Origin of the sequence: Aureimonas flava, assembly GCF_003583935.1 — a bacterium.
GTDB lineage: Bacteria > Pseudomonadota > Alphaproteobacteria > Rhizobiales > Rhizobiaceae > Aureimonas > Aureimonas flava.
This window is the reverse complement of sequence record NZ_QYRN01000001.1, coordinates 72,299-97,325: the sequence shown is the minus strand read 5'-3', so window position 1 is coordinate 97,325 and position 25,027 is coordinate 72,299. Positions and strand designations below refer to the sequence as shown.

General features: G+C 69.5%; 25 protein-coding genes and 1 tRNA gene. 12 read left to right on the top strand and 14 right to left on the bottom strand.

All coding sequences use genetic code 11. The annotated features are described in order from the left end of the window. The first annotated feature begins 46 nt into the window (after nt 1-46). The 3 genes from D3218_RS00500 to hemA all read left to right on the top strand — a co-directional run bounded on the left by D3218_RS00500 (nt 47) and on the right by hemA (nt 2,518). Nucleotides 47-979 (top strand): NAD-dependent epimerase/dehydratase family protein, encoded by a 933-nt coding sequence (locus tag D3218_RS00500; protein WP_168990370.1) that lies wholly within the window; start codon nt 47-49, stop codon nt 977-979. Between the two features lie 9 nt (nt 980-988). Next, nucleotides 989-1,159, top strand: a complete 171-nt coding sequence (locus D3218_RS19600; protein ID WP_168990369.1) for a hypothetical protein — start codon at nt 989-991, stop codon at nt 1,157-1,159. Between the two features lie 81 nt (nt 1,160-1,240). Continuing rightward, nucleotides 1,241-2,518, top strand: a complete 1,278-nt coding sequence (gene hemA / locus D3218_RS00495; protein WP_119538442.1) for a 5-aminolevulinate synthase — start codon at nt 1,241-1,243, stop codon at nt 2,516-2,518. Nucleotides 2,519-2,549: 31 nt separating this feature from the next. Here hemA and D3218_RS00490 read toward each other — a convergent pair whose 3' ends face one another. The 4 genes from D3218_RS00490 to D3218_RS00475 form a co-directional block, all read right to left on the bottom strand. Beyond that, on the bottom strand, nt 2,550-3,647 hold the full coding sequence (locus D3218_RS00490) for an AbrB family transcriptional regulator (protein WP_119537945.1): 1,098 nt from the start codon (nt 3,645-3,647) through the stop codon (nt 2,550-2,552). Further along, a complete protein-coding gene (locus D3218_RS00485) occupies nt 3,644-4,813 on the bottom strand; it encodes a pyridoxal phosphate-dependent aminotransferase (protein WP_119537944.1) in 1,170 nt (389 codons plus the stop codon). The genes D3218_RS00490 and D3218_RS00485 overlap by 4 nt, the downstream gene beginning before the upstream one ends. Before the next feature lie 108 nt (nt 4,814-4,921). Then, nucleotides 4,922-5,380 (bottom strand): large conductance mechanosensitive channel protein MscL, encoded by a 459-nt coding sequence (mscL, locus tag D3218_RS00480; protein ID WP_119537943.1) that lies wholly within the window; start codon nt 5,378-5,380, stop codon nt 4,922-4,924. 87 nt (nt 5,381-5,467) lie between these two features. Beyond that, nucleotides 5,468-5,935 (bottom strand): secondary thiamine-phosphate synthase enzyme YjbQ, encoded by a 468-nt coding sequence (locus tag D3218_RS00475; protein WP_119537942.1) that lies wholly within the window; start codon nt 5,933-5,935, stop codon nt 5,468-5,470. 38 nt (nt 5,936-5,973) lie between these two features. Here D3218_RS00475 and D3218_RS00470 point away from each other — a divergent pair, with 38 nt between their 5' ends. From D3218_RS00470 to D3218_RS00455, 4 genes are read left to right on the top strand one after another with little or no spacing between them, the layout of a single operon-like run. Beyond that, the gene (locus D3218_RS00470; RefSeq protein WP_119537941.1) at nt 5,974-6,987 is read left to right on the top strand and encodes an alpha/beta hydrolase; all 1,014 of its coding nucleotides are present in this window, start codon (nt 5,974-5,976) and stop codon (nt 6,985-6,987) included. A gap of 31 nt (nt 6,988-7,018) precedes the next feature. Continuing rightward, nucleotides 7,019-7,372, top strand: coding sequence for a DUF952 domain-containing protein (locus D3218_RS00465; RefSeq protein WP_119538441.1), 354 nt, complete (start codon nt 7,019-7,021; stop codon nt 7,370-7,372). Further along, nucleotides 7,369-8,487 (top strand): quinone-dependent dihydroorotate dehydrogenase, encoded by a 1,119-nt coding sequence (locus D3218_RS00460; RefSeq protein ID WP_119537940.1) that lies wholly within the window; start codon nt 7,369-7,371, stop codon nt 8,485-8,487. Before D3218_RS00465 ends, D3218_RS00460 begins: the two co-directional genes overlap by 4 nt. 13 nt (nt 8,488-8,500) lie before the next feature. After that, entirely contained in the window at nt 8,501-9,400 is a 900-nt protein-coding gene (locus D3218_RS00455; protein ID WP_119537939.1) for a histone deacetylase family protein, read from the top strand. 3 nt (nt 9,401-9,403) lie between these two features. Here D3218_RS00455 and D3218_RS00450 read toward each other — a convergent pair whose 3' ends face one another. After that, on the bottom strand, nt 9,404-9,673 hold the full coding sequence (locus tag D3218_RS00450; protein WP_119537938.1) for a DUF6460 domain-containing protein: 270 nt from the start codon (nt 9,671-9,673) through the stop codon (nt 9,404-9,406). Between the two features lie 93 nt (nt 9,674-9,766). After that, nucleotides 9,767-11,434 (bottom strand): cisplatin damage response ATP-dependent DNA ligase, encoded by a 1,668-nt coding sequence (locus tag D3218_RS00445; RefSeq protein WP_119537937.1) that lies wholly within the window; start codon nt 11,432-11,434, stop codon nt 9,767-9,769. A 99-nt stretch (nt 11,435-11,533) separates the two neighbouring features. Between D3218_RS00445 and D3218_RS00440 the strand changes: the two genes are divergently transcribed. From D3218_RS00440 to D3218_RS00430, 3 genes are read left to right on the top strand one after another with little or no spacing between them, the layout of a single operon-like run. Next, nucleotides 11,534-12,850: a TadE/TadG family type IV pilus assembly protein gene (locus D3218_RS00440; RefSeq protein WP_119537936.1), complete on the top strand. Its 1,317-nt coding sequence runs from the start codon at nt 11,534-11,536 to the stop codon at nt 12,848-12,850. A 4-nt stretch (nt 12,851-12,854) separates the two neighbouring features. Beyond that, nucleotides 12,855-13,385 carry a TadE/TadG family type IV pilus assembly protein gene (locus D3218_RS00435; protein WP_119537935.1) on the top strand — a complete coding sequence of 177 codons (531 nt, stop codon included), beginning with the start codon at nt 12,855-12,857 and terminating at the stop codon, nt 13,383-13,385. Then, entirely contained in the window at nt 13,385-14,044 is a 660-nt protein-coding gene (locus tag D3218_RS00430) for a TadE/TadG family type IV pilus assembly protein (protein ID WP_168990368.1), read from the top strand. The genes D3218_RS00435 and D3218_RS00430 overlap by 1 nt, the downstream gene beginning before the upstream one ends. A 6-nt stretch (nt 14,045-14,050) precedes the next feature. Here the strand turns inward: D3218_RS00430 and D3218_RS00425 are convergent, their stop codons facing one another. After that, nucleotides 14,051-14,863, bottom strand: coding sequence for an exonuclease domain-containing protein (locus tag D3218_RS00425; protein ID WP_119537933.1), 813 nt, complete (start codon nt 14,861-14,863; stop codon nt 14,051-14,053). Between the two features lie 188 nt (nt 14,864-15,051). Between D3218_RS00425 and D3218_RS00420 the strand changes: the two genes are divergently transcribed. Continuing rightward, nucleotides 15,052-16,005 carry an NAD(P)H-dependent flavin oxidoreductase gene (locus D3218_RS00420; protein ID WP_119537932.1) on the top strand — a complete coding sequence of 318 codons (954 nt, stop codon included), beginning with the start codon at nt 15,052-15,054 and terminating at the stop codon, nt 16,003-16,005. 92 nt (nt 16,006-16,097) lie between these two features. Then, nucleotides 16,098-16,173: transfer RNA gene (locus D3218_RS00415), tRNA-Thr, on the top strand. A gap of 124 nt (nt 16,174-16,297) precedes the next feature. Here the strand turns inward: D3218_RS00415 and D3218_RS00410 are convergent. The 7 genes from D3218_RS00410 to D3218_RS00380 form a co-directional block, all read right to left on the bottom strand. Continuing rightward, nucleotides 16,298-18,607, bottom strand: coding sequence for a polysaccharide deacetylase family protein (locus D3218_RS00410; RefSeq protein WP_119537931.1), 2,310 nt, complete (start codon nt 18,605-18,607; stop codon nt 16,298-16,300). A 9-nt stretch (nt 18,608-18,616) separates the two neighbouring features. After that, complete coding sequence (locus D3218_RS00405; protein ID WP_119537930.1) at nt 18,617-18,982, bottom strand: hypothetical protein; 366 nt, start codon at nt 18,980-18,982, stop codon at nt 18,617-18,619. Nucleotides 18,983-19,095: 113 nt separating this feature from the next. Next, nucleotides 19,096-19,365: a hypothetical protein gene (locus D3218_RS00400; protein WP_119537929.1), complete on the bottom strand. Its 270-nt coding sequence runs from the start codon at nt 19,363-19,365 to the stop codon at nt 19,096-19,098. Next, the gene (locus tag D3218_RS00395) at nt 19,365-20,228 is read right to left on the bottom strand and encodes a glycoside hydrolase family 108 protein (protein ID WP_119537928.1); all 864 of its coding nucleotides are present in this window, start codon (nt 20,226-20,228) and stop codon (nt 19,365-19,367) included. The genes D3218_RS00400 and D3218_RS00395 overlap by 1 nt, the downstream gene beginning before the upstream one ends. Before the next feature lie 26 nt (nt 20,229-20,254). Next, entirely contained in the window at nt 20,255-20,617 is a 363-nt protein-coding gene (locus tag D3218_RS00390) for a hypothetical protein (protein WP_119537927.1), read from the bottom strand. Between the two features lie 9 nt (nt 20,618-20,626). Then, the gene (locus tag D3218_RS00385) at nt 20,627-22,390 is read right to left on the bottom strand and encodes a hypothetical protein (protein WP_119537926.1); all 1,764 of its coding nucleotides are present in this window, start codon (nt 22,388-22,390) and stop codon (nt 20,627-20,629) included. A gap of 50 nt (nt 22,391-22,440) precedes the next feature. After that, nucleotides 22,441-25,026 (bottom strand): hypothetical protein, encoded by a 2,586-nt coding sequence (locus D3218_RS00380; RefSeq protein ID WP_119537925.1) that lies wholly within the window; start codon nt 25,024-25,026, stop codon nt 22,441-22,443. Between the last annotated feature and the right edge of the window lies 1 nt (nt 25,027).

Genomic DNA, 25,027 nt, shown 5'->3' with positions numbered 1-25,027 from the left:
GCGAGTGCCGCGAAAACGCGGACAGAGCAAGTGGGGACGAACCGACGTGCGCATTCTCGTGACCGGGGCCTCCGGCTTCATCGGCCGGCACCTCGTCGCCCACCTGAGGGAACGCGGCGACGACGTGTGCGCCCTTTCGCGCGGCGTAGACGGCGCTCCATCGGATCTTCGGCAGGTCGGCGAGTGGGCGGGCTGGCCGGAGAGCCTGGACGCCGTGGTCCATCTGGCCGCGCTCAACCCCGCCCGATCCGACCCCGCCGCCCGCGACGACGCGGCGTTGATGGAGGTCAACGTCTCGGCGACCAAGGCCGTGGCCGAGGCGGCCGTCCGGCGGGGCGTGCGTCGGTTCGTCTATGCGTCGACCAACCTGGTGCACCCGCTGACATCGGAGCCCTTCGACGAAAACGCGCCCGAACAGCCGCAGAACGCCTATGCCTCGTCGAAGCTGGCGGGCGAGGCCGCGGCCTGGGGCGCGCTGGAAGGCGGCGCGACGCAAGGCGTCGTCCTCCGGCTGCCGCCGGTCTACGGGCCGGGCGGGCGCGGAGGGGTCGCCGCGCTGCTGCGCATCTCCAGCCTGCCGGTGCCGCTGCCGCTGGCCGCGCCGAGCGCCAGCCGCAGCCTCCTGTCGATCGCCAACGCCGTGGACGCGCTGCGGCAGGCCGCCGCCGCGCCCGAGGCGGCGGGCGGCACCTTTCTGGTCTGCGACGGGGAACCCTGGAGCCTTGGCGAGATGGTGGCGTTCGCCCGGCAGGAGATGGGTCGCTCCCCTCGCCTCTTCTCCCTGCCGACCCACACGCTCGCTCGGATCGCGGCGCTCGCCGGCCGCCGGAAACAGTACGAGCACGTGTTCGGCTCGCTGGTCGTGGACGACTCGGCCTTTCGCGCCGCCGCCGATTGGCAGCCGCCCGAGACCACGGAGGACGGGCTGCGCCGCATGCTGCGCGATCTGCGCTTGAAGCGCGGCGGCCGTCGGCGCTAGAGGCCGGACATGACCCACGCTCCGATCGACCCCGCCAAGCTCAAGCGCCAGAAGCGGCTGGAGGAAGTGCTGCGCGAGAACCTGCGCCGGCGCAAGGAGCAGGCCCGCGGCCGGGCCGAGGCGCCGGAGGGTGCCGACGCGCCCGACCGGGACGAAAATGCCTCGGAGGACGATGCCTGAAAGCCGCGCTTGGACATTCTGTCCGGGTGGACTTCGCCTTGCCTCGAACTTAGAACCCTTCTCACGAAGGAGTTCCGGATGATCGACTACCAATCGCACTTCGCATCCGCGATCGAGGCTCTCCACGCAGAACGCCGCTACCGGGTCTTCGCCGACCTTGAGCGTATCGCGGGCCGCTTTCCGGCCGCCCTGTGGCGCCACGAGGGCGAAGCGCGCGAGATCACCGTGTGGTGCTCGAACGACTATCTCGGCATGGGCCAGCACCCGGCCGTGGTGGAGGCGATGTCGAGTGCCGTGGCGGCCATGGGATCGGGGGCCGGCGGCACGCGCAACATCTCCGGCACCAGCCATCCGCTGGTCGAGCTCGAGGCGGAACTCGCCGATCTCCACGGCAAGGAAGCGGCGCTGGTCTTCACCTCCGGCTTCGTGTCCAACGACGCGTCGATCTCCACCATCGCGAAGCTCCTGCCCGACTGCCTGATCCTTTCCGACGAGCTGAACCACGCCTCGATGATCGAGGGCGTGCGGCGCTCAGGCTGCCGCAAGCAGGTGTTCCGCCACAACGATCTGGCGCATCTGGAAGAGCTCCTGAAGGCGGCCGATCCGGAGCGCCCGAAGCTCATCGTCTTCGAGAGCGTCTATTCGATGGACGGCGACGTCGCGCCGATCGCCGCGATCTGCGACCTCGCCGACCGCTACAACGCGATGACCTATATCGACGAGGTCCACGCCGTCGGCATGTACGGGCCGCGCGGCGGGGGCATCACGGACCGCGACGGGGTGGCCCACCGGCTCGACGTGATCGAGGGGACGCTGGCCAAGGCCTTCGGCGTGCTGGGCGGCTACATCGCCGGCAGCCGTGCGCTGGTGGACGCGGTGCGCTCCTATGCAACCGGCTTCATCTTCACCACGGCCCTTCCGCCGGCGCTGGCCGCCGCAGCCGCCGCCTCGATCCGTCACCTCAAGGGCTCCGCCACGGAGCGCGCGGGGCAGCAGCGGCAGGTGGGCGAGGTCAAGCGCGGTCTGACCGAGGCCGACCTTCCCGTGATGGCGTCCGACACGCATATCGTGCCGCTCCTGGTGGGCGATCCCGAACTGTGCAAGCAGGCGAGCGACCGCCTGCTCGACCGGCACGGGATCTACATCCAGCCGATCAACTACCCGACGGTGCCGCGCGGCACCGAGCGGCTGCGCATCACGCCGACCCCGCTGCACGACGATGCGTTGGTGGCGGCCCTTCGCGATGCGCTGGTCGAGACCTGGACGGCGCTCGGCATTCCCTTCGCCTCGCAGCGGCCCGCCGCTGAGGCGCGCGACGACCACCCGCCCGCGCTGGTTCTCGCCAAGGCCGGCGGCTGAGGGTCGTCGAGCCCGGCAGCCGGCCGCGCACTCAATCGTTTTCGGTATCGCGCGAGGCCGCGGCCGGCGCCGCCTCCTTGCGCACCACGCTGTCTTGCGTGCGCACGCGCGGCAGACGGCGAGCCAGCACGGGGACGATCAGCGCCAGCCCGACGAAGCGCACCACATGGTGGGCCGCCACATAGGCGGGATCCAGGTTGAACTGGAACGCCAGCACCGTGAGCGCTTCCAGCGCGCCCGGCGCGTAGGCCAGCGCTATCTTGCCGAAGGCGATGCCGAGCGTGGCCAGCGCCACCAAGCCGGCGAGCCCCGAAAGCCCCAGACCGATCGCGAAGGCGCCCAGCGAAGCGGACAGCAGTTCGACCATGGCGTTGCGGTGTTCCGGCCGAAGCCGCGCTCCGATGGAGCAGCCGAGCACGACCAGAGCCGGGATCGCGATCCAGTTGGGGATCGCGACCGGAGCGATCTCCGTCCCATGCAGGAAGGCGCTGGCGAAGAGGGCGCCGAGGATGAGACCGCCGGGCAGCCGGCTGCGAACCCCGATCCAGGCGCAGGCGGCGCTGACACCGGCGAGGATCGCGTATTGCAGGGGCGACCCGATCACGCCGCCGCGCAGCGCGCCGTCCACCTCCTGCCCGCCTTCCAGCCAGGCGAGCATCGGCGTCAGCACGCCGATCAGGAGCAGGAGGCGCGTCGACTGCACCACCACGATGCGGGTCATGTCCGCCCGCGTCTCGGAAGCGGCGGCCAGCACGAAGGACATGGCGCCTGGAAGCGAGGCGAAGAGCGCGGTCTCCCGGTCCCACCCGAAGACGCGCTCCAGGAACACCTTGGTCGCCAAAACGATGAGCAGGACGCCGACCATCTGGATCGCGAAGGACAGCGGCCACAGCGTCAACTGGTTCACCACATCGGGCGTCACCCCGGAACCGGCCTGGATGCCGAGCACGAAGAAGGTCGCGTCGCGCAGGCGGTCGGGCACCCGGAGCGTCAGGCCGGACAGCGTGGCGACGACCACCGCGACCGTCGCGCCGAGCAACCAGGCGACCGGCAACCCCGCGAAGGCGGCGAGGCCCCCGCCGGCGGCCCCGATGGCGATCGTCAGCGCCGCCTGCGCGTAGCGGTTCAAGGCTGCCGCCCGATCCACTCCGCGAGCCGGGCGGCGGACTCCTCGACCTGGTCCAGACGCCGATGGAAGCAGGCGCGCAGGTGACCGCGCGTCGTGGGCGCGAAGGCGCCGCCGGGCGCAAGGCCCACCAATGCCTCGTCCGCGATCCGCAGAGCCGCCTGCATCCCGTCGGTGATGCCGTCGATGGCGAAGAAGGCGTAGAACGCGCCGGCGGGCGGTGCGACGGACACGCGGTTGGTGGCGGCCAGGGCGCCGGTGAAGATACGCCGCGCTTCGGCCGCGCGGGCGACCTGCTCGGCCACGAACGCCTCGCCCCCCTCGATCGCGGCCACCGCACCGCGCTGCATGAAGGCCGCGACGCCGGAATTGGAATACTGCACGAGGTTCTCGATCGTCTGACCGAACGCCGCCGGCGCCTCGATCCAGCCGACGCGCCAACCCGTCATCGCCCAGTTCTTGGAGAAGGAATTGACGAAGATCAGCGCATCCTCCTCGCCCATCGCGTCATGGAAGGACGGCGCGCGCGTGCCGCCGTAGAAGAAGCGGCTGTAGATCTCGTCGGCGACCACGAAGACGCCCGCCTCGCGCGCGATGGCGAGGATGCCCCGGATCGTCGCGGCGTCGGCCGTCCAGCCGGTCGGATTGTTGGGCGTGTTGACGAAGATGGCACGCGTGCAGGGCGTGATCGCGTCGCGCAGCCGGTCGAGGTCGAGCGCCCAGTCTTCGCCCGTCCAGTCGAGCGCAACGTCCACCGCCCGCGCGCCGCACAGGCCCGCGGCGGCAGCGAAGTTCGGCCATAGCGGCGAGACGAACACCACCTCGTCGCCCTCGCCCGCGAGCGCGGCAAGCACGAGCTGGATCGCATGCATGCCGGAGCCGGTGACGAAGATGCGGTCCGGCGCGGTCGGGCGCCCGTAGAGGCGTTCGGTATAGCCGGCGATCGCCTCGCGCAGCTCGGGAATGCCGCGCTGCCAGGTGTAGAACGTCTCCCCTTCGCGCAAGGCGCGGGCTGCCGCTTCCGCGATGAAGGCCGGCGTCGCGAGGTCGCCCTCGCCGGCCCAGAGGGGAATCAAACCGTCGCGGCCGCGCGCATGGTTGATGACGGCGACGATGCCGCTCTCGGGCGCGGCGAGCGCGGCCGGACGCAGACGCTGGAGAAGGCTCATGCTGGGTGTTCCGGATCAACGTTCGGACCACCGACGGTTCGCGGGTCCGCTACGCCGGGACTCGATCTTTCCGCCCGGTTCGTCAAGCCCGAACGGTGGGCGCCCCTTCTAGAATTCGCCGCCGGGCACCTGTCCCGGCCGAACGGTGGAACGACCGCCGGCCAGGAGATCGCGGATCTCCTCCAGCAGCTTCTCCTCGCGCGGCACCTCGGCGACCTGGGGCGGCTTGGCCTCCTCCTTGCGCTTCATCCGGTTCATGCCCTTCACCACGAGGAACAGCACGAAGGCGACGATCACGAAGTTGATCGCCAGCGTCAGGAAGTTGCCGTAGGCGATCACCGCGCCCTGCTCGCGAGCCTGGGCAAGGCTCGTGGCGGTGACGCTGGAGCTCAGGGGGATGAACTGATTGGAGAAGTCCACCCCGCCGGTGACGAGGCCGACGACCGGCATGATGATGTCGGCGACGATGGAGTTGACGAGGCCGGAGAAGGCGGCGCCGATGATTATGCCGATGGCCAGATCGACCATGTTGCCCTTGAGGGCGAACTCACGAAACTCCTTGAGCACGGCACCGACCCCTTCCACCCAACTCGCGATCTCGTGAAGGAAACGTATCGCAGGGTTTCGCCACGGCAACCTGGGCGCGAGCGAGAATCAGCCGCGTTTGGAGCCGAGGAACTGCAGCACGATCTCGCGCCGGTGCGGCCGGCTGCGGTGCTCGAACAGATAGATGCCCTGCCAGGTGCCGAGCACCATGCGCCCGTCCTCGACCGGAACGCCGAGGCTGGTGTCGGTGAGCGCGGTCTTGATATGGGCGGGCATGTCGTCCGGCCCCTCGATCGTGTGGACATAGGCCGCACCCTCGGGCGCCAGCCGCTCGAACGCCGACAGGAGATCGATCCGCACGTCCGGGTCGGCGTTCTCCTGGATCGTCAGCGACGCCGATGTGTGGCGCACGAAGACAGTCAGCAGCCCGTCGCCCGCACTCTCGGCAGCGAGCGCGGCCGCGATCTCGCGCGTGATCTCGGTGAGCCCCTTGCCGCGCGTCTCGAGACCGAGGCGGTGGAGAAACTGATGGGTGACGGGTTGCACGATCGACCTACCTTCCGGGTCTCGTGCCATATGGCGTCCAGGACCTGGGCGGCGAGAGGAGTTCCGACATGGGCAGCGGCATGGTTCTTTCCGAAACCGTCTTCGCGGCGCGCGACGACGAGCTGCGGCGGCTGAACGCCGAGATCGCGGCGTTCCAGGCCAGCCGGCCCAGCCCCTGGTCCTTTCCGGTCGATGTGGTGCGGGCCGCCCGGCGGCAGGGGCTCGGCGTGTTTCCAGGTCTTGCGCCCGACGCGCAAGCCATCACCCTCGACCTGCCGGCGGCAGGCGGTCACGCCATCCCTATCCGCATCCTGCGACCCGCCGACGGGCGCGCGCTCGGCACCTATCTGCACTTCCACGGCGGCGGCTGGATGTTCGGCGAGGCGGTGGAGAACGACCCCCGCCTGCGCCGCCTCGCCGACGCGACGGGCCTGTGCGTCGCCTCCGTGGACTATCGCCTCGCGCCCGAACACCCGTTTCCCGCCGGGCCGGACGACTGCGAGGCGGTCGCGCTGGCGCTGGCGGAGGGTCGGCTCCCGGATCTTCCGACCGCCTTTCTCGCCATCGGCGGCGAATCGGCCGGCGCACACCTGTCCGTCGTCACGCTGCTGCGGCTTCGCGACCGCCACGGCGCCATGCCGTTCCAAGCGGCCAATCTCGTGGCGGGCTGCTACGACCTTTCGCTGACGCCCAGCGTGCGCAATTTCGGCGCGGAGCGGCTGATCCTCAACACGGACGACGTCGGCGAGTTCGTGCGCCGCTTCGTGCCGCAGACCTTCGATCTGCGGGATCCCGACGTCTCGCCGCTCCATGCGCGCCTAGATGGCCTGCCGCCCGCGCTGTTCGGCGTGGGAACGCGCGACCTCCTGCTCGACGACACGCTGTTCATGAGCGCGCGCTGGCTGGCGGCCGGCAACCGGGCCGAGCTGCGCGTCCAGCCCGACGGGTGCCACGTGTACGAGGCCTTCGCGAGCGAAGCGGGCACGCGGTCCGAGCGCGCAATGGCCGACTTCCTGATCCGACGCAGGGCCGAGGTTGCGGCATCGCGTCCGGCCACGGTCGGGGCGCCGGCTGCCGATTGACGTGGTCGGACGGGTCTGGCAGGCGATTTTCATGGAACAGCGCGCGCTCATCTTCAAACTTTCGCCCCGGTCCGAGTGGCTCGCAGCCGAAGCGGCCGGCCGGTTCGCGGGGGCGCCGGTCGATCTCAAGGACGGCTACATCCACTTCTCGACCGCCGCACAGGTTCGCGAGACGGCCGCCAAGCACTTCGCCGGCGAGCCGACGCTGATTGTGGCGGCCGTGGATCCCGAGAAGCTCGGCGCGGCGCTCAAATGGGAACCCTCGCGCGGCGGCGACCTGTTCCCGCATCTCTATGGCGAGCTGTCGATGGCGGCCGTGGTCTACGTCGCCGACCTGCCGCTGGGCCCGGACGGACACCACGTGTTTCCCGGAAGCGTTCGATGAGCGGCCTCTACGGGCTCGCCCGCCCGCTCCTGTTCAAGCTCGACGCCGAGCGCGCCCATGGCCTTTCGGTGGAGGCGCTGAGGCGCGGGCTGGTGCCGCGACGCAACCGCCCGGTCGACGCGCGCCTGCGCACCGAGGTGGCGGGCATCACCTTTCCGAACCCTCTCGGCCTCGCCGCCGGCTACGACAAGAACGCGGAAGTCGCGGACGCGGCGCTGCGTCTCGGCTTCGGCTTCGTGGAAGTGGGGACGGTGACGCCGCTGCCGCAGGAGGGCAACGACAAGCCGCGCGTCTTCCGCCTGCCCGGCGCGGCGGCCGTGATCAACCGGCTCGGCTTCAACAACCATGGCCACGCGGACGTCGCCGAACGGATGGAAGCGCGCTCGCGCAAGGCGGGCATCGTCGGGGTCAACATCGGCGCCAACAAGGACTCCGAGGACCGCATCGCCGACTACGTGGCCGGCATCCACCGGTTCGAGGCACTGGCGAGCTACCTGACCGTCAACGTCTCGTCCCCCAACACGCCGGGCCTTCGCAAGCTCCAGCAGGGGTCGGATCTCGACCGCCTCCTGGAATTCGTGATGGCCGCGCGGGACGGCGCGGCGGCGCTAGCCGCCACCAAGCGCCGGCCGGTGTTCCTGAAGGTGGCCCCCGACCTCAGCGAGGACGAGATCTGGGCGCTCGCCGACACGGCCAAGCATCGCAAGGTCGAAGGGCTGATCGTCTCCAACACCACGCTGTCGCGCCATGGCGTCGAAGGGCGCCCGAACGCCGACGAGGCCGGTGGCCTGTCCGGGCGCCCGGTGTTCGACCGCTCGACCTACGTGCTGGCGATGTTCCGTCGCGCCATGGGGCCCGACGTTCCACTGATCGGCGTCGGCGGCGTCGAGAACGCCTCGACCTTCCTGCGCAAGATGGAGGCCGGTGCCGATCTCGTGCAGCTCTACACGGCCCTCGTCTACGGCGGGCCCGACCTGCCGATCCGCATCCTGAACGACCTGTCGCGCCATCTGGACCGCGCCGGCATCGACACGATCGCGAGCGTCCGCGACACGCGGGTGGACGAAATCCTGGCCGGCGGACCGCCGCTCGGCTGGGAGGTCCAGCGCCCGTGAACGGCTGATCGCGGTGGCTCTGGCGATCGTCCACCACCCGGCCTTCGACGCGCTGTTCGACGAGGCGCATCGTTTCCCCATGTCGAAGTTCACGCGGTTGGCCGAGATCCTGGTCGAGGACGGGCTGGCGCCGAACGGCTTCTTCCAGCCGATCGCTGCGCCGGAAGGCTGGCTGGAGCTCGCCCACGACGCCGCCTATGTCGAGGCCGTGCTCGCCCAGCGGGTGGACAGGGCGACCGAGAAGGCGATCGGCTTCGCGGTGGACGAGCGCGTCGCGCGCCGCTCGCGCTGCGCGACGGGAGGCACGGTGCTGGCGGCCCGGCTCGCGCTGGAACGAGGGCTGGCCTGCAACACGGCCGGCGGAAGCCACCATGCCGCGCGCGAGGGCGGCGCCGGCTTCTCCGTCTTCAACGACGTGGCCGTCGCGGCTTCCGTCCTCGTCGCGGACGGCGAGGTCGGCCGGGTTCTGGTGTTCGACTGCGACGTCCACCAGGGTGACGGGACGGCGCGCATCTTCGCCAACGACCATGCCGTCTTCACCTTGTCGATCCACGGGGAGCGGAACTACCCGCACCCGAAGGCCGCGTCCGACATCGATCTCGGCCTTCCCGACGGCACGGGCGACGAGGCCTATCTCGCCGTCCTGCCGGACCTTCTGCGGACGGCGTTCGAGCGGGCACGGCCGGAGATCGTGTTCTACAACGCCGGGGTGGACCCGCATGCCGAGGACAGGCTCGGCCGCCTGTCCCTCAGCGACGCGGGACTGGCCGAGCGCGACCGCCGCGTGATCGGCTTCTTCCGCGAGCGGGACGTGCCGGTCGCCGGCGTCATCGGCGGCGGCTATTCGCGCGACATCGAGGCCCTGTCCCGCCGCCACACGATCCTGCACCGTGTGGCGGGCGAATTCGCCTGACCGTCAGCCGCGCCCGGTCTTCAGGAGGCGCGAGACGATGAAGACGGGCACCACGACGGCCGCGCCGAGGAGCACGTAGTCGACGACGCGGTTGAGCGAGCCGAAGACGCTGCGCCACGCCCAGCGGACGAAGTCGGAGGCCCAGTCGACGATCTCGTAGGGCCGGACGTCGAACCACGACAGGAGGATGCCGACCAGCAGCGAGATCACGAGAAGCCGGACCAGGACGGCCAGCGGCGAGCCGCCCAGGAATGTGGTCACCCGATCGCTCATGTCGAACCTCTCCATCCAGCGTCCGTCCGGAGTTAGAGGGCCGATTGTGGCGATGCAAGCGCCCGCCGCGCCACAGGAGTGAACGCCGGCCGCTCAGCCGCCGATCATCGCCTGGAGGGTTTCCAGGCGATCCGCCTCGGAGGCCGGCTTGTCCCACCGCAGGCGCGACACGCGCGGAAACCGCATGGCGACGCCCGACTTGTGCCGCGCCGACCGGGCCAATCCCTCGAAGGCGACCTCTATCACGAGGCCGTGGTCGGGTTCCGCCCGCACCGAGCGGACCGGGCCGAAGCGTTCGATCGTGTTGTCGCGGATGTATTTGTCGAGCTGCTTCAACTCCTCGTCGGTGAAGCCGAAATAGGCCTTGCCGACGGGCACCAGCTCGGGCCGCTCGTCCGGGCCGGTCCAGACCCCGAACGTGTAGTCGGAATAGAAGCTCGAACGCTTGCCGTGGCCGCGCTGGGCGTACATCAGCACCGCGTCGATCAGGTGCGGATCCTGCTTCCACTTGAACCACGGACCCTTCGGGCGCCCCGGCACATAGGCCGAGTCCCACCGCTTCAGCATCAGACCCTCGATCACCGGATGGGGCGGGTCGGCCCGCAGGCGCGCGAGGTCCTCGAAGGCGGAGAAGGGCACGAAGGGGGAGATGTCGAAACGGCTGGGCTCCAGCGCCGCCACGAAGCGGTCGAGCCGCGCCCGCCTTTCGGCGAAGGGCAGCGCGCGCAGATCGTCCGCGCCGTCCTGCAGAAGATCGTAGGTGCGCAGGAACACCGGATGCTTGCGCATCACCGCCGCCGACACGCTCTTTCGGTTGAGGCGCTGCTGAAGGTCCGAAAAGGTGCCGACCACGATGTCGTCGCGCACCGAGCCCTGGTGCGGATGCACGGCCGGGCGACCGCCGCCCTTGGGCGCGGGGTGCGCGACCAGAAGCTCGCCATCGAGCGAGCCGTCGAACGTCATGTAGTCGAGAAGGTCCGGGAAGGCGTCCGACACGTCGTCGCCCGTGCGCGAATACAGGCGCTTGACGCCGCGCTCCACCGTCGCCTGGACGCGGATGCCGTCCCATTTCCACTCCGCGGCGTAGTCCTCCGGCCTGATGCGGCCGTGATCGGGCTCCTCCAGCGGCTGCGACAGCATCACCGGCCGGAACGGCGAGGCGGCGGCCGACACCGGCTTGTCCGCCCTTCCCTCCAGCCAGTCGAAGAGCGCGAGGTAGGGCGGCCGGAGCCCGTGCCAGAGCTCCTCGATCTCCACGATGTCCTTCTCCCCGAAATCCGCCAGCGCTTGCTTGGCGAGGCGCGAGGACACGCCGATGCGAAGGCTTCCCGTCACGAGTTTCAGGAGGGCGTAGCGGCCCGAGGAGTCCAGCCTGTCGAGCCAGGCCTCCACGAGGCGCGGCCCCTCGGCGCGCGTCGCCGCGTCGAGTTCGGTGACGACCCGCTCCAGAGTCGGCGTGTCGTTGCGGCGCACGACCTCGCCGTCGTGCGGCGAAGGCCAGACCAGCGCGATCGTCTCCGCCAGATCGCCGACATAGTCGTAGGAGTAGCCGAACAGGACCTCGTCCATCCGCTCGGTCATCAGGTCGCGCAGCATCGCCGGCTTCACCGAACGGATGTCGAGCTCGCCGGTGATCGCGGCGAGCGCATAGCCGCGCTCGGGGTCGGGCACCGTGCGGAAGTGATCCACCATCAGCCGCAGCTTTCCGTTGCGGGACGGGGTCAGGACGAGGCGGTCGAGAAGATCGGCGAAACGCTGCAAGGAGCCGTGATCCCGGTGTGGGTATCGCCCGCTAGATAGACCGCCGCCCCGGCACGGCCAGAAGGCGCGCGGCAGGATCGCCCATGCCGGCGTGCGTCGTTGCGCGGCATTCGCCCGAGTCCGAAAACCCAATCTTCATTGGTTTCCCGTCTAATCATCTTCATCCGGTATCGGTCGGGGGGTGGAGTGCTGAAGCGGTTCGTTGGAGACGAGAGGGGCAACTTCGCCATCTTCACCGGTCTATTGGCGACTATACTCGTGGGCGCCATGGGCGGCGTCCTGGACCTCTCCACGCAGTGGATCGACCAGTCGGCCGTACAGCGGGCGACGGACGCCGCGGCCCTGGCGGGCGCCAAGGCGCTGGAGGCGGGCACGGAAGCGGACGCCCGCGAGGCGATCGAGATCGTCGCGCAAGCGAACCTTCCGGAAAACTTCCCCGCCATCAGCTTCGAGGCGACGATCGACCAGACCGCCGGTACCGTCGACGTCCGCGGATCGGGCGCGACCTCGCCGTACTTCCTCCAGCTCTTCGACATCGACGCCCTGCCGGTGGGTGGGAAAGCGCAGGCGCTGATCCAGCGCAAGTCCTATATCGACTTCTACTTCCTGCTCGACGTGTCGGAATCGATGAACATCGCGGCCAGCGACGCGGACCGCGAGAAGCTCGAAGCGTACACGGCCAAGTATTATCACGCCTTCTACAACAACGATGTGCGAGAATGCGCCTTCGCCTGCCATACGCTGGAGTGGGGCGCGACGCAGACGGTCTACGACTTGAACAAGGAGGCCGGGGCGCGCCTGCGGATCGACGTGCTGCGAGACGCCGCGAAGGCGATGGTCGAGAAGGTCCTGGCACTGAATTCCGCGGCCGGCTCGTTGAAGACGACGCGCGTCGGCACGTCCATATTCAGTGAACGATATCTCGAAAAGATCGCGCCCAGCAACGACGAGACCGCCGTTCAGAATTCCATCGACGATACGAGCGGCGTGGCGAGCGCCCACACGAACTCAACCTCGGCCTTCGCCGATTTTCGCGATACGGTGGGAGCGCAGGGAACCGGCAAGACCCAGTCGGATGCACGGAAGTTCGCCATCATCGTCACGGACGGCGTGCGCGACGAAAACGGCACGTCCACCGGCAATCCACTTGGAACGTTCGTCACGGCGGCCTGTGCGGACATGAAGAACAGGGGCATCGACGTGGCCGTGCTCGACGTGAAGTATCAGAAGTACGTCGACAGGTTCGGATACTTCAACGATCGCGTTGCGTCCTACTACCAGAACATCTCGCCCGTGCTGGAGAGCTGCGCCAGCTCCGGCCTGTACTATCAGGCGACCGACTCGGACGAGGCCGAAACGCAGCTCCTGAAGATGGTGGACGATCTGCTGACCATCCGTCGCCGCCTGTCGAGCTGACGCCATGAAGCGGATACGCCGTCTCCTCCGCCTCCTCCCCGGCTTCGCGCGGTCGCGCAGCGGCACCGCCGCAGTGGAATTCTCCCTTCTCGCGCTGCCGTTCTTCCTGATCGTCTACGCGTTGATTGAGGTCGCGCTGATGTTCACCGCCGAACTGGTGCTGGACAAGGCGACCGCCGCGACCGGACGGCTGGTGCGCGTCGGCCAGGTCCAGCGGAACTCGCTGTCCCAGAGCGAATTCAGGACGCTGGCCTGCGGCAACGTCAGCGCGCTCCTCGACTGCGACAAGCTGGTCTTCGACCTGCGGACCTACTCGTCCTTCGACGACGTGCCGACCACCATCCCGATGGACGGCGATGCGATCGACACGAGCGGGTTCGCCTACGACTACGGACGCGGCGGCACTATCGTCGCCCTGCGTGTCTTCTACAAATGGCCGATCCTCACCGGTCCCATGCGCGAGTTCTTCGCCCATACCGGCGATGGCGCGACCGTGCTGATGAGCATGTCGACCTTCCGCACGGAGCCCTTCTGATGGGCGCGCGCTCCATGCTCCGCCGCATCGGGCACTTCTGCCGGCACGACATTTCGGGCGCCGGGGCGGTCGAGTTCGCCATGGTCGTGCCCGTTCTCCTGCTCCTGCTTCTCGGCGGCACCGAGCTCGGCGTGGGGCTGACCACCGACCGAAAGGTCAAGGCCGCGGCCGGCGCGGCGGTGGATCTCGCCTCGCAGTCCCTGGAGCTGACGGATTCCGACCTGCGGAAGCTGTTGGGCATCGCGCGCGGCACTCTCGCGCCCTACTCCATCAAACCGCTCGAGATGCGGCTGACCCAGATCAAGGTCGGAGAGGACGGCGAAGGCACGGTCGACTGGTCGTGTCCGACGACGGGGTACGAGAAACTGGCCAAGGGGACGACGGTGACGATCCCGCCCGAATTCTCCGCCGTGGCCAAGCAGCAGATCGCCAACGTCCTGACCAAGAACCATCCCTGGCTGAAGAACAAGTTTTCGCAGACCTCCCAGGACGTCGCGGTCTACATCATCCGCGGCGAGGCGCGCTATCACCTCCAGCCGGTCACCGGTCAGGTCTTCGGCGACGCGATCACGCTCACGGGCGTGACCTATGTCCAGCCGCGCTACGTCGATCAGGTCGAGTCCGACACGGACGGATGCGCCGTCTTCTCGCTCGGATAACGCCCCTCAGCCGGGCGTGGGCAGCGGCCGCCCCATCGCGGCAAGGGCGGCCCGTTCGCGTAGGCCGATGTGGTGCTTCGCGGTGAACACGGCATCCGCGTCCATCCCCGGCTCGCGCACCAGCCATTCCAGATAGTCGAGCGGCACCTCGGCCATCGGCACGTTCTTGTGCCGGCCGAACCGCAGCCTCGCCAGGAGCGCCGGCTCGGCCGACACGCGCTCGGCACGCGCCAGGAAGTCGCCGGCGTCCGCGCAGCGCGGCATCAGCTCGGCCGCGATCCGTCGCAGCAGCACCGCCGTACAGAGCGCGTCGAACAACGCGCGGTGGGGGTGCGACTCCCGCAAGCAATCGGCGACGTCCGACAGATCCAGCGGCAGATACTTGACCAGCGACTGGAGCCCGTGGGCGCGCACGTGCGGAAAGGCGCGCAAGGCCAGCTTGTAGGTGCAGAGCCAGCGCCCAGGCAGACCGAGCCGGGACCGATCGAACGAGGCTCGCTGGGCGGCGTAGACGGGCGCGCCCGCAAATTTCGCCCGCGCCGTCTCGAACGCCGGCGCGCCCGCCAGCATCTCGTCCGAGATTCGGTGCACGCGCCGCGCTCCGGGCGAAATCTCCACTCCGGCCGGATCCACGAGCGTTTCGCGCGGATCGAAGATCCGGCCCGTGGAGAGGTCGATGTCCGCCGATCCGATCTCGATCACCGCGTCCTCTTCCAGCCTGTGCCCCGCCGTCTCGACGTCGATCACGCGAACCACGAGGTCGGGCATCGCGGCGAAGAGGGTCGGCGTCGTGGAAACGGAGGGGAACAGATCCGGCATCGCCGTGATATCGGGGTTTCTGCGGGCCGATGCCAGTGCGACGCGGGATCGCGCGGCGCGGCGCCCACCCAAACCATCGAGCCCACCCTGCCCGTCGCGGACGCGAGCCCTCCGCCGCCGCCTCTTGGCGTCGCGAGGCGGGCGCGCTACACCAGAACTTACGTTTACGTCAAAGATGGAGCGACGCGATGGCCCTGCCCCCGATCCTGCAAGGGCGCTTGCGCCTTCCCTTGATCGGCGCGCCGCTGTTCATCCTCTCGAACCCGGCGCTGGTGATCGCGCAGGCGCGGGCCGGGATCGTCGGCGCTTTTCCCGCCCTCAACGCTCGCCCGGCAGAACAGCTTTCGGACTGGCTCTGCGAGATCGAGGAGGCGCTGCGCGCGCCGGGGCCGGACGGGCGTGCACCCGCCCCCTTCGCGGTGAACCAGATCGTGCATCGCTCCAACAAGCGCCTGGAGGCCGACCTTGCCGTCTGCGTGCGGCACGAGGTGCCCATCGTCATCACCTCGCTCGGTGCCGTCGAGGAGGTGAACCAGGCCGTCCATTCCTACGGCGGCATCGTGCTGCACGACGTGATCAACGACCGCTTCGCGCACAAGGCGATCGAGAAGGGCGCGGACGGGCTCGTGGCGGTGGCGGCAGGTGCCGGCGGCCATGCGGGCACGCTTTCGCCCTTCGCACTGGTGGCCGAGATCCGCCGATGGTTCGACGGCCCCCTCTTCCTGTCCGGCGCCATCGCGACGGGCGCGGGCATCCTCGCCGCGCAGGCCGCCGGCGCGGACGGCGCCTACATGGGCTCCGCCTTCATCGCCACCGAGGAAGCGCGGGCGGACGAACGCTACAAGGCGGCCGTCGTGTCGGGGCGGGCGCAGGACATCGTCTATTCCAACCTCTTCACCGGCATCCACGGAAACTACCTGCGCGCCTCCATCGAGGCCGCCGGCCTCGACCCGGACCATCTGCCCGACAGCGACCCGTCCAAGATGGATTTTGGCGCCGAGGGTGGCGCCAAGGCGTGGCGCGACATCTGGGGCGCCGGTCAGGGCATCGGTTCGGTGGAAGCCGTCACGCCGGTCGAAGCGCTGGTCGACCGCCTCGCCGCGGAATACGCGCAGGCCCGCGAGCGCCTCGCGTCAGCGTAAGCCCCGGTCCACATTCGGCTCGAAAGCCGCTTGAAACCGGAACGCTTTGGCGTTATCAGACCCCCATCCGCCGGGCAGCAAGCCTCGGCCGGGCCGCTTTAGCTCAGTCGGTAGAGCACATCATTCGTAATGATGGGGTCAGGTGTTCGAATCACCTAAGCGGCACCATTTTTCCTAGCAATTACAACGACTTACGAAACGAATAAAAGAACGGGCCGTGAACAGGTGCGAAGGTGCGAAGTCTTAGCCCTCGCACCTTCGCAGATCCCACCATTTGAGGCAGGGGCGGCGGTCAGACCGGGCAGCTTGCCCCGCCGTCGCGCGCCCACCACTGCGCCTTGGTGAGGACGTCGAGCGAGCCCGCGTCGCGCCGCGACACGACGGCGTCCAGGAACGTCTTGAACGTGGAGAGCGGCGTGTCGAGGGTCTGGCGACCGTTCTCCTTTACGGCGTGGAGGTAGAACTCTGCGTTCTCCCTGCGGGAGACCATTGCATCGAGACGTCCGACAGCCTGATCGGCGAGCTGCTCCGGCGTCAGGGTTCCGAGCGAGCCGTTCGACATCGAGTAGGCCGGCATCAGGAGGTCCCGCCCGGCGATGCCGAAACGCGAATGGAACGTGTCGAAGTTGGTGGTGCGCCCGGTGCGGAACGTCCCGTCCGCTCGGATCGCGTCCTGGAGCTTGTCGAGGAAGAACGGCCCGCTGTCGTCCCAGACGGCGACCGTCGTGAGGGCCGCCGTCAGTGCGTTGGTGAGGGTGATCTGGGTGGCGCTGTCAACGGAGGCGATCCGGGTGCCGGCGGGCACGCCGAAGCCCGCCGCCGCCATGCCCGCCGCCAGCCCGGTCGTGTCGGTGAGCCCGGTGAGCACCGCCGAGCCGCTGGTGCCGGTCGCCGCGCCGCCCTTGTAGATGCGGTGGTCGGGGATCGGGTTCGGGCTGTTCGCCACGTAGGCGTCCGTGTGGCCGTTGGGGTAGCAGAAATGGCGAGGGTCGGAACCCGGCACCATCTCCATGATCCGTGTTCGCCCCGCTTTCAGCAGCGCGATGGTCTCGGCGGGGTTCGCCTTGCCGGTCACCATGCTGCTGTCGCCCGGCGTGCCGTCCGCCTGGATGTCCATGCCCTGCGCCTGGTAGGCCTTCACCGCATCCCAGGTCAGGATGCTGGACGACGAGCGATTGTCGATGACCTCCGAAGGGATGTAGAGGGTTGCGCCGATGGAGCGGGCCGCCATCTCGGCCACGGCGTCATCGATGTTGAGGCCGTCGTCGAAGCCGAGGATCAGGGTCGGTCGACAGCCGGCCTTGGCGACCAAGGCGTCATAGCGCGTGCGCTGGACGTGCGGCGCACTCGTGGAAGACGACCGGTCGAACGACACCTTCCACGAGGCGGCCGGGTCCTTCGCCTGGAGATAGGCGAGCTGATCCGGCCGGACGCTGTTCCAGACCTTGCCCTTGTGGGCGTTCAGAAACTGCGCACCGCTCAACTGCCCACCGACAGCCGGCGTGCCCGTGGTCTGGTCCACGCGGATCGACCCCTCGCCGCCCAGGGACGCGTAGGGGTTCAGCTCCTCCCGCAGCCACGCAAGGGTGCCGAGCCCGGCGAGGTTGCCGACGCCCGCGATCCCGGTCAGGGCGCCGAGGGTGCGCATCAGGCGATTGCCGGAGCCCTGGCCGGTCGCCACCACCGATCCGGTGCCCTGCACCTTGTCGGCCGCGTCCACCGCGAGCGCCGGATTGCCCGCCGTGGACACCGAGAGGCTCGCCACGCTGTCGAAGCTCTCAAGCACGATCGGGGCCGCGAGCACCACGGCGTAGGGCGCGGCGACCTTCACGATGCCGGCGTCCGTGCCGGCCATCACGAGGCGGAAGCCGACGTCGTCGGCGGTGGCGACGTAGGTCCGGGCGGTCGCGCCCTCGATCGCGGTGCGCGTCTTCGGGCTCGCCAGCGTCTCGCGATACCACTGCGGCGACGACCAGGCCGGGCCGGTATAGGTCTGCCCCACCGAACCGTCGGCCGTCTTGGTGACGAGGCCGAGGACGACGGGGATGGCTTCGCTGACGGTCAGATTGATCGCAAGCGCGCGGCCCATGCTGGTCGTGAGCGTGGCAGCGATCGTGCCGGCGGCTGAGGCACTGAGGCCGACGAGCAGGTTCCTGCGGGTGCCATCCAGCGCGAGCCTCCCATCGTTCGGCGTGATCGAGGCGATAGTCTCGTCCTGCGCCAAGCCGGTGATGGCAGCTACCAGGGTTCCCGCCGGCGCGCCAGCGGCGAAGGATGCCGTGAGCGGGCCAAGAACCCCACCACCCGTACCGGAGGAGCCACCGCCTACCGCGCCGCTGACGACGTCGAGGAGCGAAATCGCGGTCTTGCTAGCGGCCGTAATGACCAGCTGACGAAACGCTGGCGTGTTGTCCGTTCCCGTGGTGCAGAACATGACGTCGCCGATGCCCAAGCCGAAGGGGCGGATCGCGGACTTGAAGTAGTCCGGCGCCATGACATCGGTCGCGCTATCGGGGGTCGAATAGACGTAGAGGTTCGACTTGCCCTGACGGACGCGGTCGCTGGTGGCGAAGCGGGACAGGGCCCGTGTCTGGAAAGCCATTGGGTTCTCCTACTGGCGACGTTCAAGCAGTTGGTCGACCAGTTGGTCGACGCGGTCCGTCAGGCGCTCGACGGCGCCGAGCAGGCGTTCCTCGAGCGCGGTGATGTCCTTGCGGGCGGTGTAGTTCTCGGCGACGTAGACCCGGAGCTGGGCCATCTCGCGCGACAGGAGGTCGATCTTCGCCGCGCACAGCGCGGACACGTCCTCGGCGCGGCGGCTTGCGGCCGCGGCGGCATCGGCGGCCTCGTCGGCCGTCGTCTGCGCCGTGCCGACCGCCGTCTGGACGCGGATGAACGTCACGAGAACGGTGATGCCCGCGGTGCCGAACAGGATGATGTCGCTGATGCGGAAGGACCAGTCGATGTCGACAGCCATGGCCCTACCAGCACCCCAGCCGGCGGCCGTTGGCGTCGTTGCCGATCGCCCGCTCGGCCGCCGCGCGGTCCGCGCCGATCAGCGCCACGGTGCCGGCGGGCGTAAGCGCCACCTCACGGAACCCGGTGCAGCTTGTCGCAGGCTGCGACCGGCAGCCCGCGAGCGCGAAGAGCGCGACGGCAAAGGTCAGCGTCCGACAGGTCACGGATCGTCGCATCGTCCTGCGTCCTTTCGCGCTCGGCCGCAGCGGATGCGAGCGCCTGTTCCTGGAGAAGGGCGGCCCGGCCGGAAACGCGGCCGGAGATGTACCCGAGCTGATATCCGCCGGCCCCGCCGAGCAGCAGGCCGAGCGCGGCGGCGATGACGACGAGGACCTGCCCCATCACGCCGGCACCGGCGTCTCGAGGTCGAGCACGCGCGCCAGGCGCGCCCGCCGCGCCTGCGCCCAGAGGCCCCAGGCGACGCCGCCGAGCGCGACGATCGCGCCGCCGACGGTCAGCCCGACCAGCACGTTGTCGATGAAGCTGGAGGCGCCGGCGAAGGGCTGGATCTGCTGGCGGGCCGCCTCGATGACGACGGCCATGCCGCCGCCGCCGGCACCCACCGTCGGCGCGCTGACCGGCGCGGCCGGAAGCGCGGCGTCGGCGACGAGCGCCTTGCGCTCCATGCCGGGCTCGTAGGTCAGGTTCCGGTCCGCCGGCACCGAGCCGTCCGCCCAGTCCTGCCCGGCGTCGCCCACCTGGTCGACGCGCCGCATCCAGCCCTTGCCGAAGGTCGAATAGGTCTTGAGCGCCCGCAGGAAGGCCTTGCGGATATCGCAGATGCGCGCGATCAGCGCGTCCACGTCATTCACCAGGCGCACGCCGTTCAACGTTCCGTTGCCCGGGATCCCGTCGATCTTGCCGGCATAGAGGCCGAGCTCGCGAAGCGCGCGCTGGAGCCACTTGGTGGCCTGCGACGGGCCGCTGTGGACCGCCCCGTCGAACTGCACGTAGTCGAGGCCGATCGGCAGCGCGTCGAAGCGCACCGCCTCGGCGTACTGGTCGCGGTAGATCGCCTCGAGTTCGTCGTTGCCGATCTGGCGCACCGGCCGCGCCGGCAGTTTCGCGCGCGCGCGGAACGCGTCGTAGACGCGCTGCGTCACGCCCCGCATGGTCGCCCCGCCCGGGTCCTTCGGATGGTTGGCGTAGCCGCCCTCGTGCACCAGGACGCGAGCCAGGGAAGGAACGTAGTTCGCGGCGACCATGCGGGCGGCTCCGGTTGGTGGAGCCGTCAGATTACGGGCGGGCCGGAGCTCTCAATTGCCAGGCTGTCCTCGAGCATGATCAGCGCCTGCCCGACCACGAGCGGCTGGACGAAGTGCTCCGAGATGCGCCGCTTCACCAGGGCGACCTCCTCCACCGTCACGTCGATCGGCGCATCGGCGTCGTGGATCCGTTCCGCCAGCTTGTACGCCGTCAGGTGGTCGTTGCCCGACATGGTCTGCGGCATGCCGCCGTCCATCCGCTGCGAGAGCAGGGCCTCCACGGCGAGGTCCGCCAGCGTCGCGGCGACGGGCACGCCCGCCTCGTCCTTGCGAAAGGACATCGGCTCGCCGTTGAACTGGACGAGCGGGCGCAGAAAATCCTGTTTCATGAAGTCTCCTCAGGAGTTTGTGGTGTAGACGAACTTCGGCTGCGTGCCGTCGGCCTCGCAGTAGCGCAGGCGTCCGCCTTGCCCGACGAAGAGCTGGCCGCGCCGATAGGTCGACAGGTTGGTGCTGTCGCGGGCACCGGGCGTCATGACGAGGTCGGGCGCCCGCAGACCGGCATTGGCGATGACGGTTCCCGCCGCCTGCATGTTGCCGGTGGCGTTGACGCTCACGCCGTTCAGGTTGCCGTAGGCGTTCAGATTGCCGTTCTGGTCGAGCGACAGGATCTGGACCGACTTGGCGGCGTTGAGCCAGCCGAGCGAATAGTCCGCCTGCAGCGTCATGTGCATCGACGGGTTGATGTGCTGCCCTGCATTGGTCAGCTTGCCGAAGGAGACGAGGCCGCGCCGGTCGACGCCGAAGATCTGCCCGGCATTGTTCGCGCAGTAGATCATGTTGTCGAAATAGCCGCCGTCGGCCTCGGCGTTGTAGACCATGACGCCGGCGTTGTGCTGCCCCTGAGCGGCGCTGGTGAACACGCCCATGGACGCCCCGCCGACCGCCGTGTCCGTGCAGCCGAGCTGGTAGACGAGCCGCCGCTTGGTGCCGATGCCGTTGTCGTTGATGACGCTGGTGTTGCCCTCGATCCCGCCGACGAAGCCCACCTTGTCGAACACCGCGGCGTCGATCAGAACGCCGCAGCCGTCCGCCTTGTCGGCCGACGTCTGGCTGTTCGCGTTGCGCGGGCTGTCCTGGCGCAGGACGATGTACAAGCCGTCGATCTCGCCGGGTCGCGCCGTCCCGGTACCGAACCCCTCCTTGAACATCGAGATGCCGATGCCGAGGGCTGCACCGCGCGGACCGTTCATCTCCGTTCCCTCGGCGACGTGCCGGACGTGGAACGACGCGATGTTCCCCCCGGCATAGTCCGAGTTCCACGGGCTCTGCGTGCTGACGAGCTTCTGCGCGCGCACGTCGAGCGTGGCGACACCCTCGCGGGCGAAGAGCTTCGAGAGCGTCATGTCGTTCGACTTGTCGAAGATCGCCGGTACGCGCGCGACCATGGCCGCGTCCGCCGGGTCGGTGCCGCCGGACCCTCCGCCGATCGCGGCGATCGCCTGGGCGACGCGCAGTGGCGTCATCACCGCCGTGTTGTTGAGGCCGGCTTCGGCCTCGGCCTGCGTCGCCGCCGCCACGGAGATCGTGGTGACGGCGCCGACGGTGGCGGCCGCCGCCAGTCCGCCGCCGAGCACGGTGCGCGCCGCGATCGTCGCGATGGTGGCGGAAAGGGCCTGCACCGCCGTGACGCTCGCCTTGGTGGCGAGCACGCCGGCAAGCCCCGCCACGTCGCCGATCGTGATGACCCCGCCGCCGCCGCCCCCGACATTGCCGGTTCCACCCTTGTCGAGGTCGCGCCGCAGTTCCTGGAGCACGGTCCCGACGATCGAGAGCTCGCGCTCCAGCGCGGCGGAGGAGATCGACTGGCCGCGCGTCACGTCGCCGAGCCGCTCCTGGAGCCGCCGCGAGCTCACGATCGCCACGTCCTCGCCCCCCAGCGGCGGGTCGAAGGTGACGGAGAAATCGTCGAAGGGCTGGTTCGCGACCTTGGTCGCCCGCACCGCCTCGAGCGTGTATTCCGCGTAGCCGCGCGAGACCTCGGCGACCACGTCGTCCACGTCCCAGATGCGGAAGTCGAAGGGCCCGTAGGTGGCGCGGCCGTCGCCGGCGAAGGGGGCCGATTCCCGCGTCTCGCGCGGCAGCGGGTAGGGATTGGTCATGGCGGGATCCGGGTTTGCGACCCCGCCAGAATGCCGTGCGGCCGAGCCGCTTAATTGCGCTCCGCCGGCGCCGTCGCCATGACGGGCGCGCGCTTCGGCGCCGTGTCGCCCGGGGACCACCAGTAGTCCTGCCCGGTGCGCCCCTTCAGGCCGCGGGCGCGCGCCTTGAAGCTCCGGTCCGCCTCCGGGTCGATCAGCCATTGCAGCTGATCCAGGAACAGCCGTCGGAACGCCCCGCGCGTCGCCCAGTTCGAGGCGACGACGGGCGTGTACCGGCCGGCATAGGTGATCGCCTCCCGGCCGGGATTGACCGTCTGCCCCGTCGCCGCCTGGATCGGCAGGCCCGCCACCAGCCCGGCCGTGTCGGACAGGAAGCTCCAGCCGGGCCCGAGCACGGTATCGGCCACCCCGCCGCCGAAGCGGTTCGACGAGGCGTTGACGAAATCCCCGAACAGGCCGAAGCCGCCGCCCTGCATGGTCGCGCGAAACCAGAAGCCGGGCGAGGTCATGTCCTCGAGATCCTTGCCGTCCAGCAGGCTCTTGATCTGCATCGCCACGGCCCCGCCCAGGGTCAGCGAGATCAGCATCGCGCCCATGTAGCTGGCGGCCGCCTGCCTGCCGCCCGTCTGCATCGCGGTGATCCGCTGCAACGCCTCAAGCTGGAGCGTGGTGAAGGACAGGCCGAAGCTCTTGAACTGGAGCGCGAAGTTCGCGAACTCGCCGATCGGCGTGCCGCGCGCCACCGGCCCGGTGACGAAGGACCGCGCGTTGGGCGTGCCCCCGGGCGTCGCCCGTTCCGACCAGGCCGCCGTGAGCTCGGCCAGCTTCTCCGCCACCTCGCGATGCCGCAGGGCCTTCGCTTCGGCCGCGAGATCCGCGTCCACCAGGGGGCCGTCGGCGGTGGCCTTCAGATACCGGACCTCGCCGCCGCCGTTGGCGATCGACATCGGCGTGACGAAGCCGCCGGGATCGACGCTCGCGCGCATGATCTCCCAATCCGCCGCGTCGATGCCGAAGCCCTCCATCGTCACGCGCAGCCGCTCCGGCAGGGCGTCGAACGCGCTGCCGGCATGATCGGCCAGGGTGGCCTGCCAGGCACGCGCCTCCACGAGCTTGCGGCCCGTGGTCAACGGCTTGAGGCCGTTCAGCATCATCGAGCGGTCGACCAGGTATTGCGACCAGCTGTGTCCGAGCATCGGCCCGGTGAACCGCGCCTCGCCTTCCATGGCGTGCAGATAGTCGTCCCAGATCACGCCCGCCCGCTGGATCTCCTCGCGGTTCGACGCCTTCAGCATCCGCAGCATCGCGCCCAAGTCCTTCGTCACCGGCAGGCCCGCAAGGCGCCGCGCGGCCTGGGCGATGAAGGGATCCGTGGCGGCCGCCGTGACGCCGGCGGCGCCGAGCAGCGCCGAGTTCATCAGGTTCTTCACCGTCGCCGCGGCCGTCGCGACGCCGGAGGCCGCGTTCGCGCCGCCGCGCAGCTCGGCGTAGAGCGACTGGATACGCCACTCGGCGAACGCCCCCGGTTCCGTTCCGCGCGCCCACTGCGCCGCGCCGCCGGCGAGCTTCGCCATCGAAGCGCGCCCGACGTCGCCCTTGGCGATCTCCGAGCGGACCCCCTGCACCATCCACTGCACCATCGCGTTCGGGTTCGGCCCGAGCACTTCCATGGCGCCGATGTCCTTCGCCATGCCGTTGATGTGCCGGAAGATCGCCTGCACCGGGTCGCCGTCGCCGAAGGCGGCATTGTAGGCCATCCAGTCGTCGGCCGACCGGAACGCCAGGAACCGGTGCTCCTGGCGCTGCGTCGCCAGCGATCCGGCGCCGACGCCGCGCATCTGCGGCGCATGGTGCGCCCAGCCGGATGTCGTGATGCTGTCGAAGACGTGGTCCAGCGCCTTGTCCAGCCCGGCGACGCCGACAGGCTCCCCGGTCAACGGATGGCGCATGCGGTCGGGATCGAGCCGCGGCTTGATCGCAGCCTTCCAGGCGTCGCGACCGGCCTGACGCACGGCCAGCCCATCGTGCGAATGCGGCAGGCCGAACCCGTCGAGCTTCGCGATCGCGCCGCCGGCGGCGTTGAACCGGTTGCGCAGATCCTCGAACAGTTTCGACAGGTCGCCGGCGAAGGCCTTCGCCGTCGCGTCGCCCGAGGCTTCGCCGTGCAGCTCGCGCACCAGGTCGCGCACGAGGCCGGCGCTCGCCTTTCGCCGCCCCGTCACGAGGCTGCGGCTCGTCGCGCTCATCAGGTCCGTGAGCTTGCCGTGCGCCATGGAGATGATCGCATCGGCGCGCCCGCGCACGCTCTCGGCGCCGGCATAGCCGTAGTGCGAAAGCGTCTGGATCGCCGCCTCGTAGACGTCCGGCTTCCCGTTCTCGTCGCGATAGCCGAGGATCCGGTCCTTCAGGCGCAGCCGCGCCTGTTCGATCAGCACGGCTCGGCGACGCTTCTCGATGGCCTGCGCGCGAAGTTCGCGGGCGAGTTCGTCTTTGGCAGCCTGCGATGCCGCGTCGTCGCCCAGCTGCAACCGCTTCTGCGCGAACTTCCCCTCGAAGTCGCGCAGCAGCGCATCCGCCTCGTCGCGGCTGATCTCGCCGCCCTCGATCGCATTGTTCAGGCAGTCGATGAAGGGCATG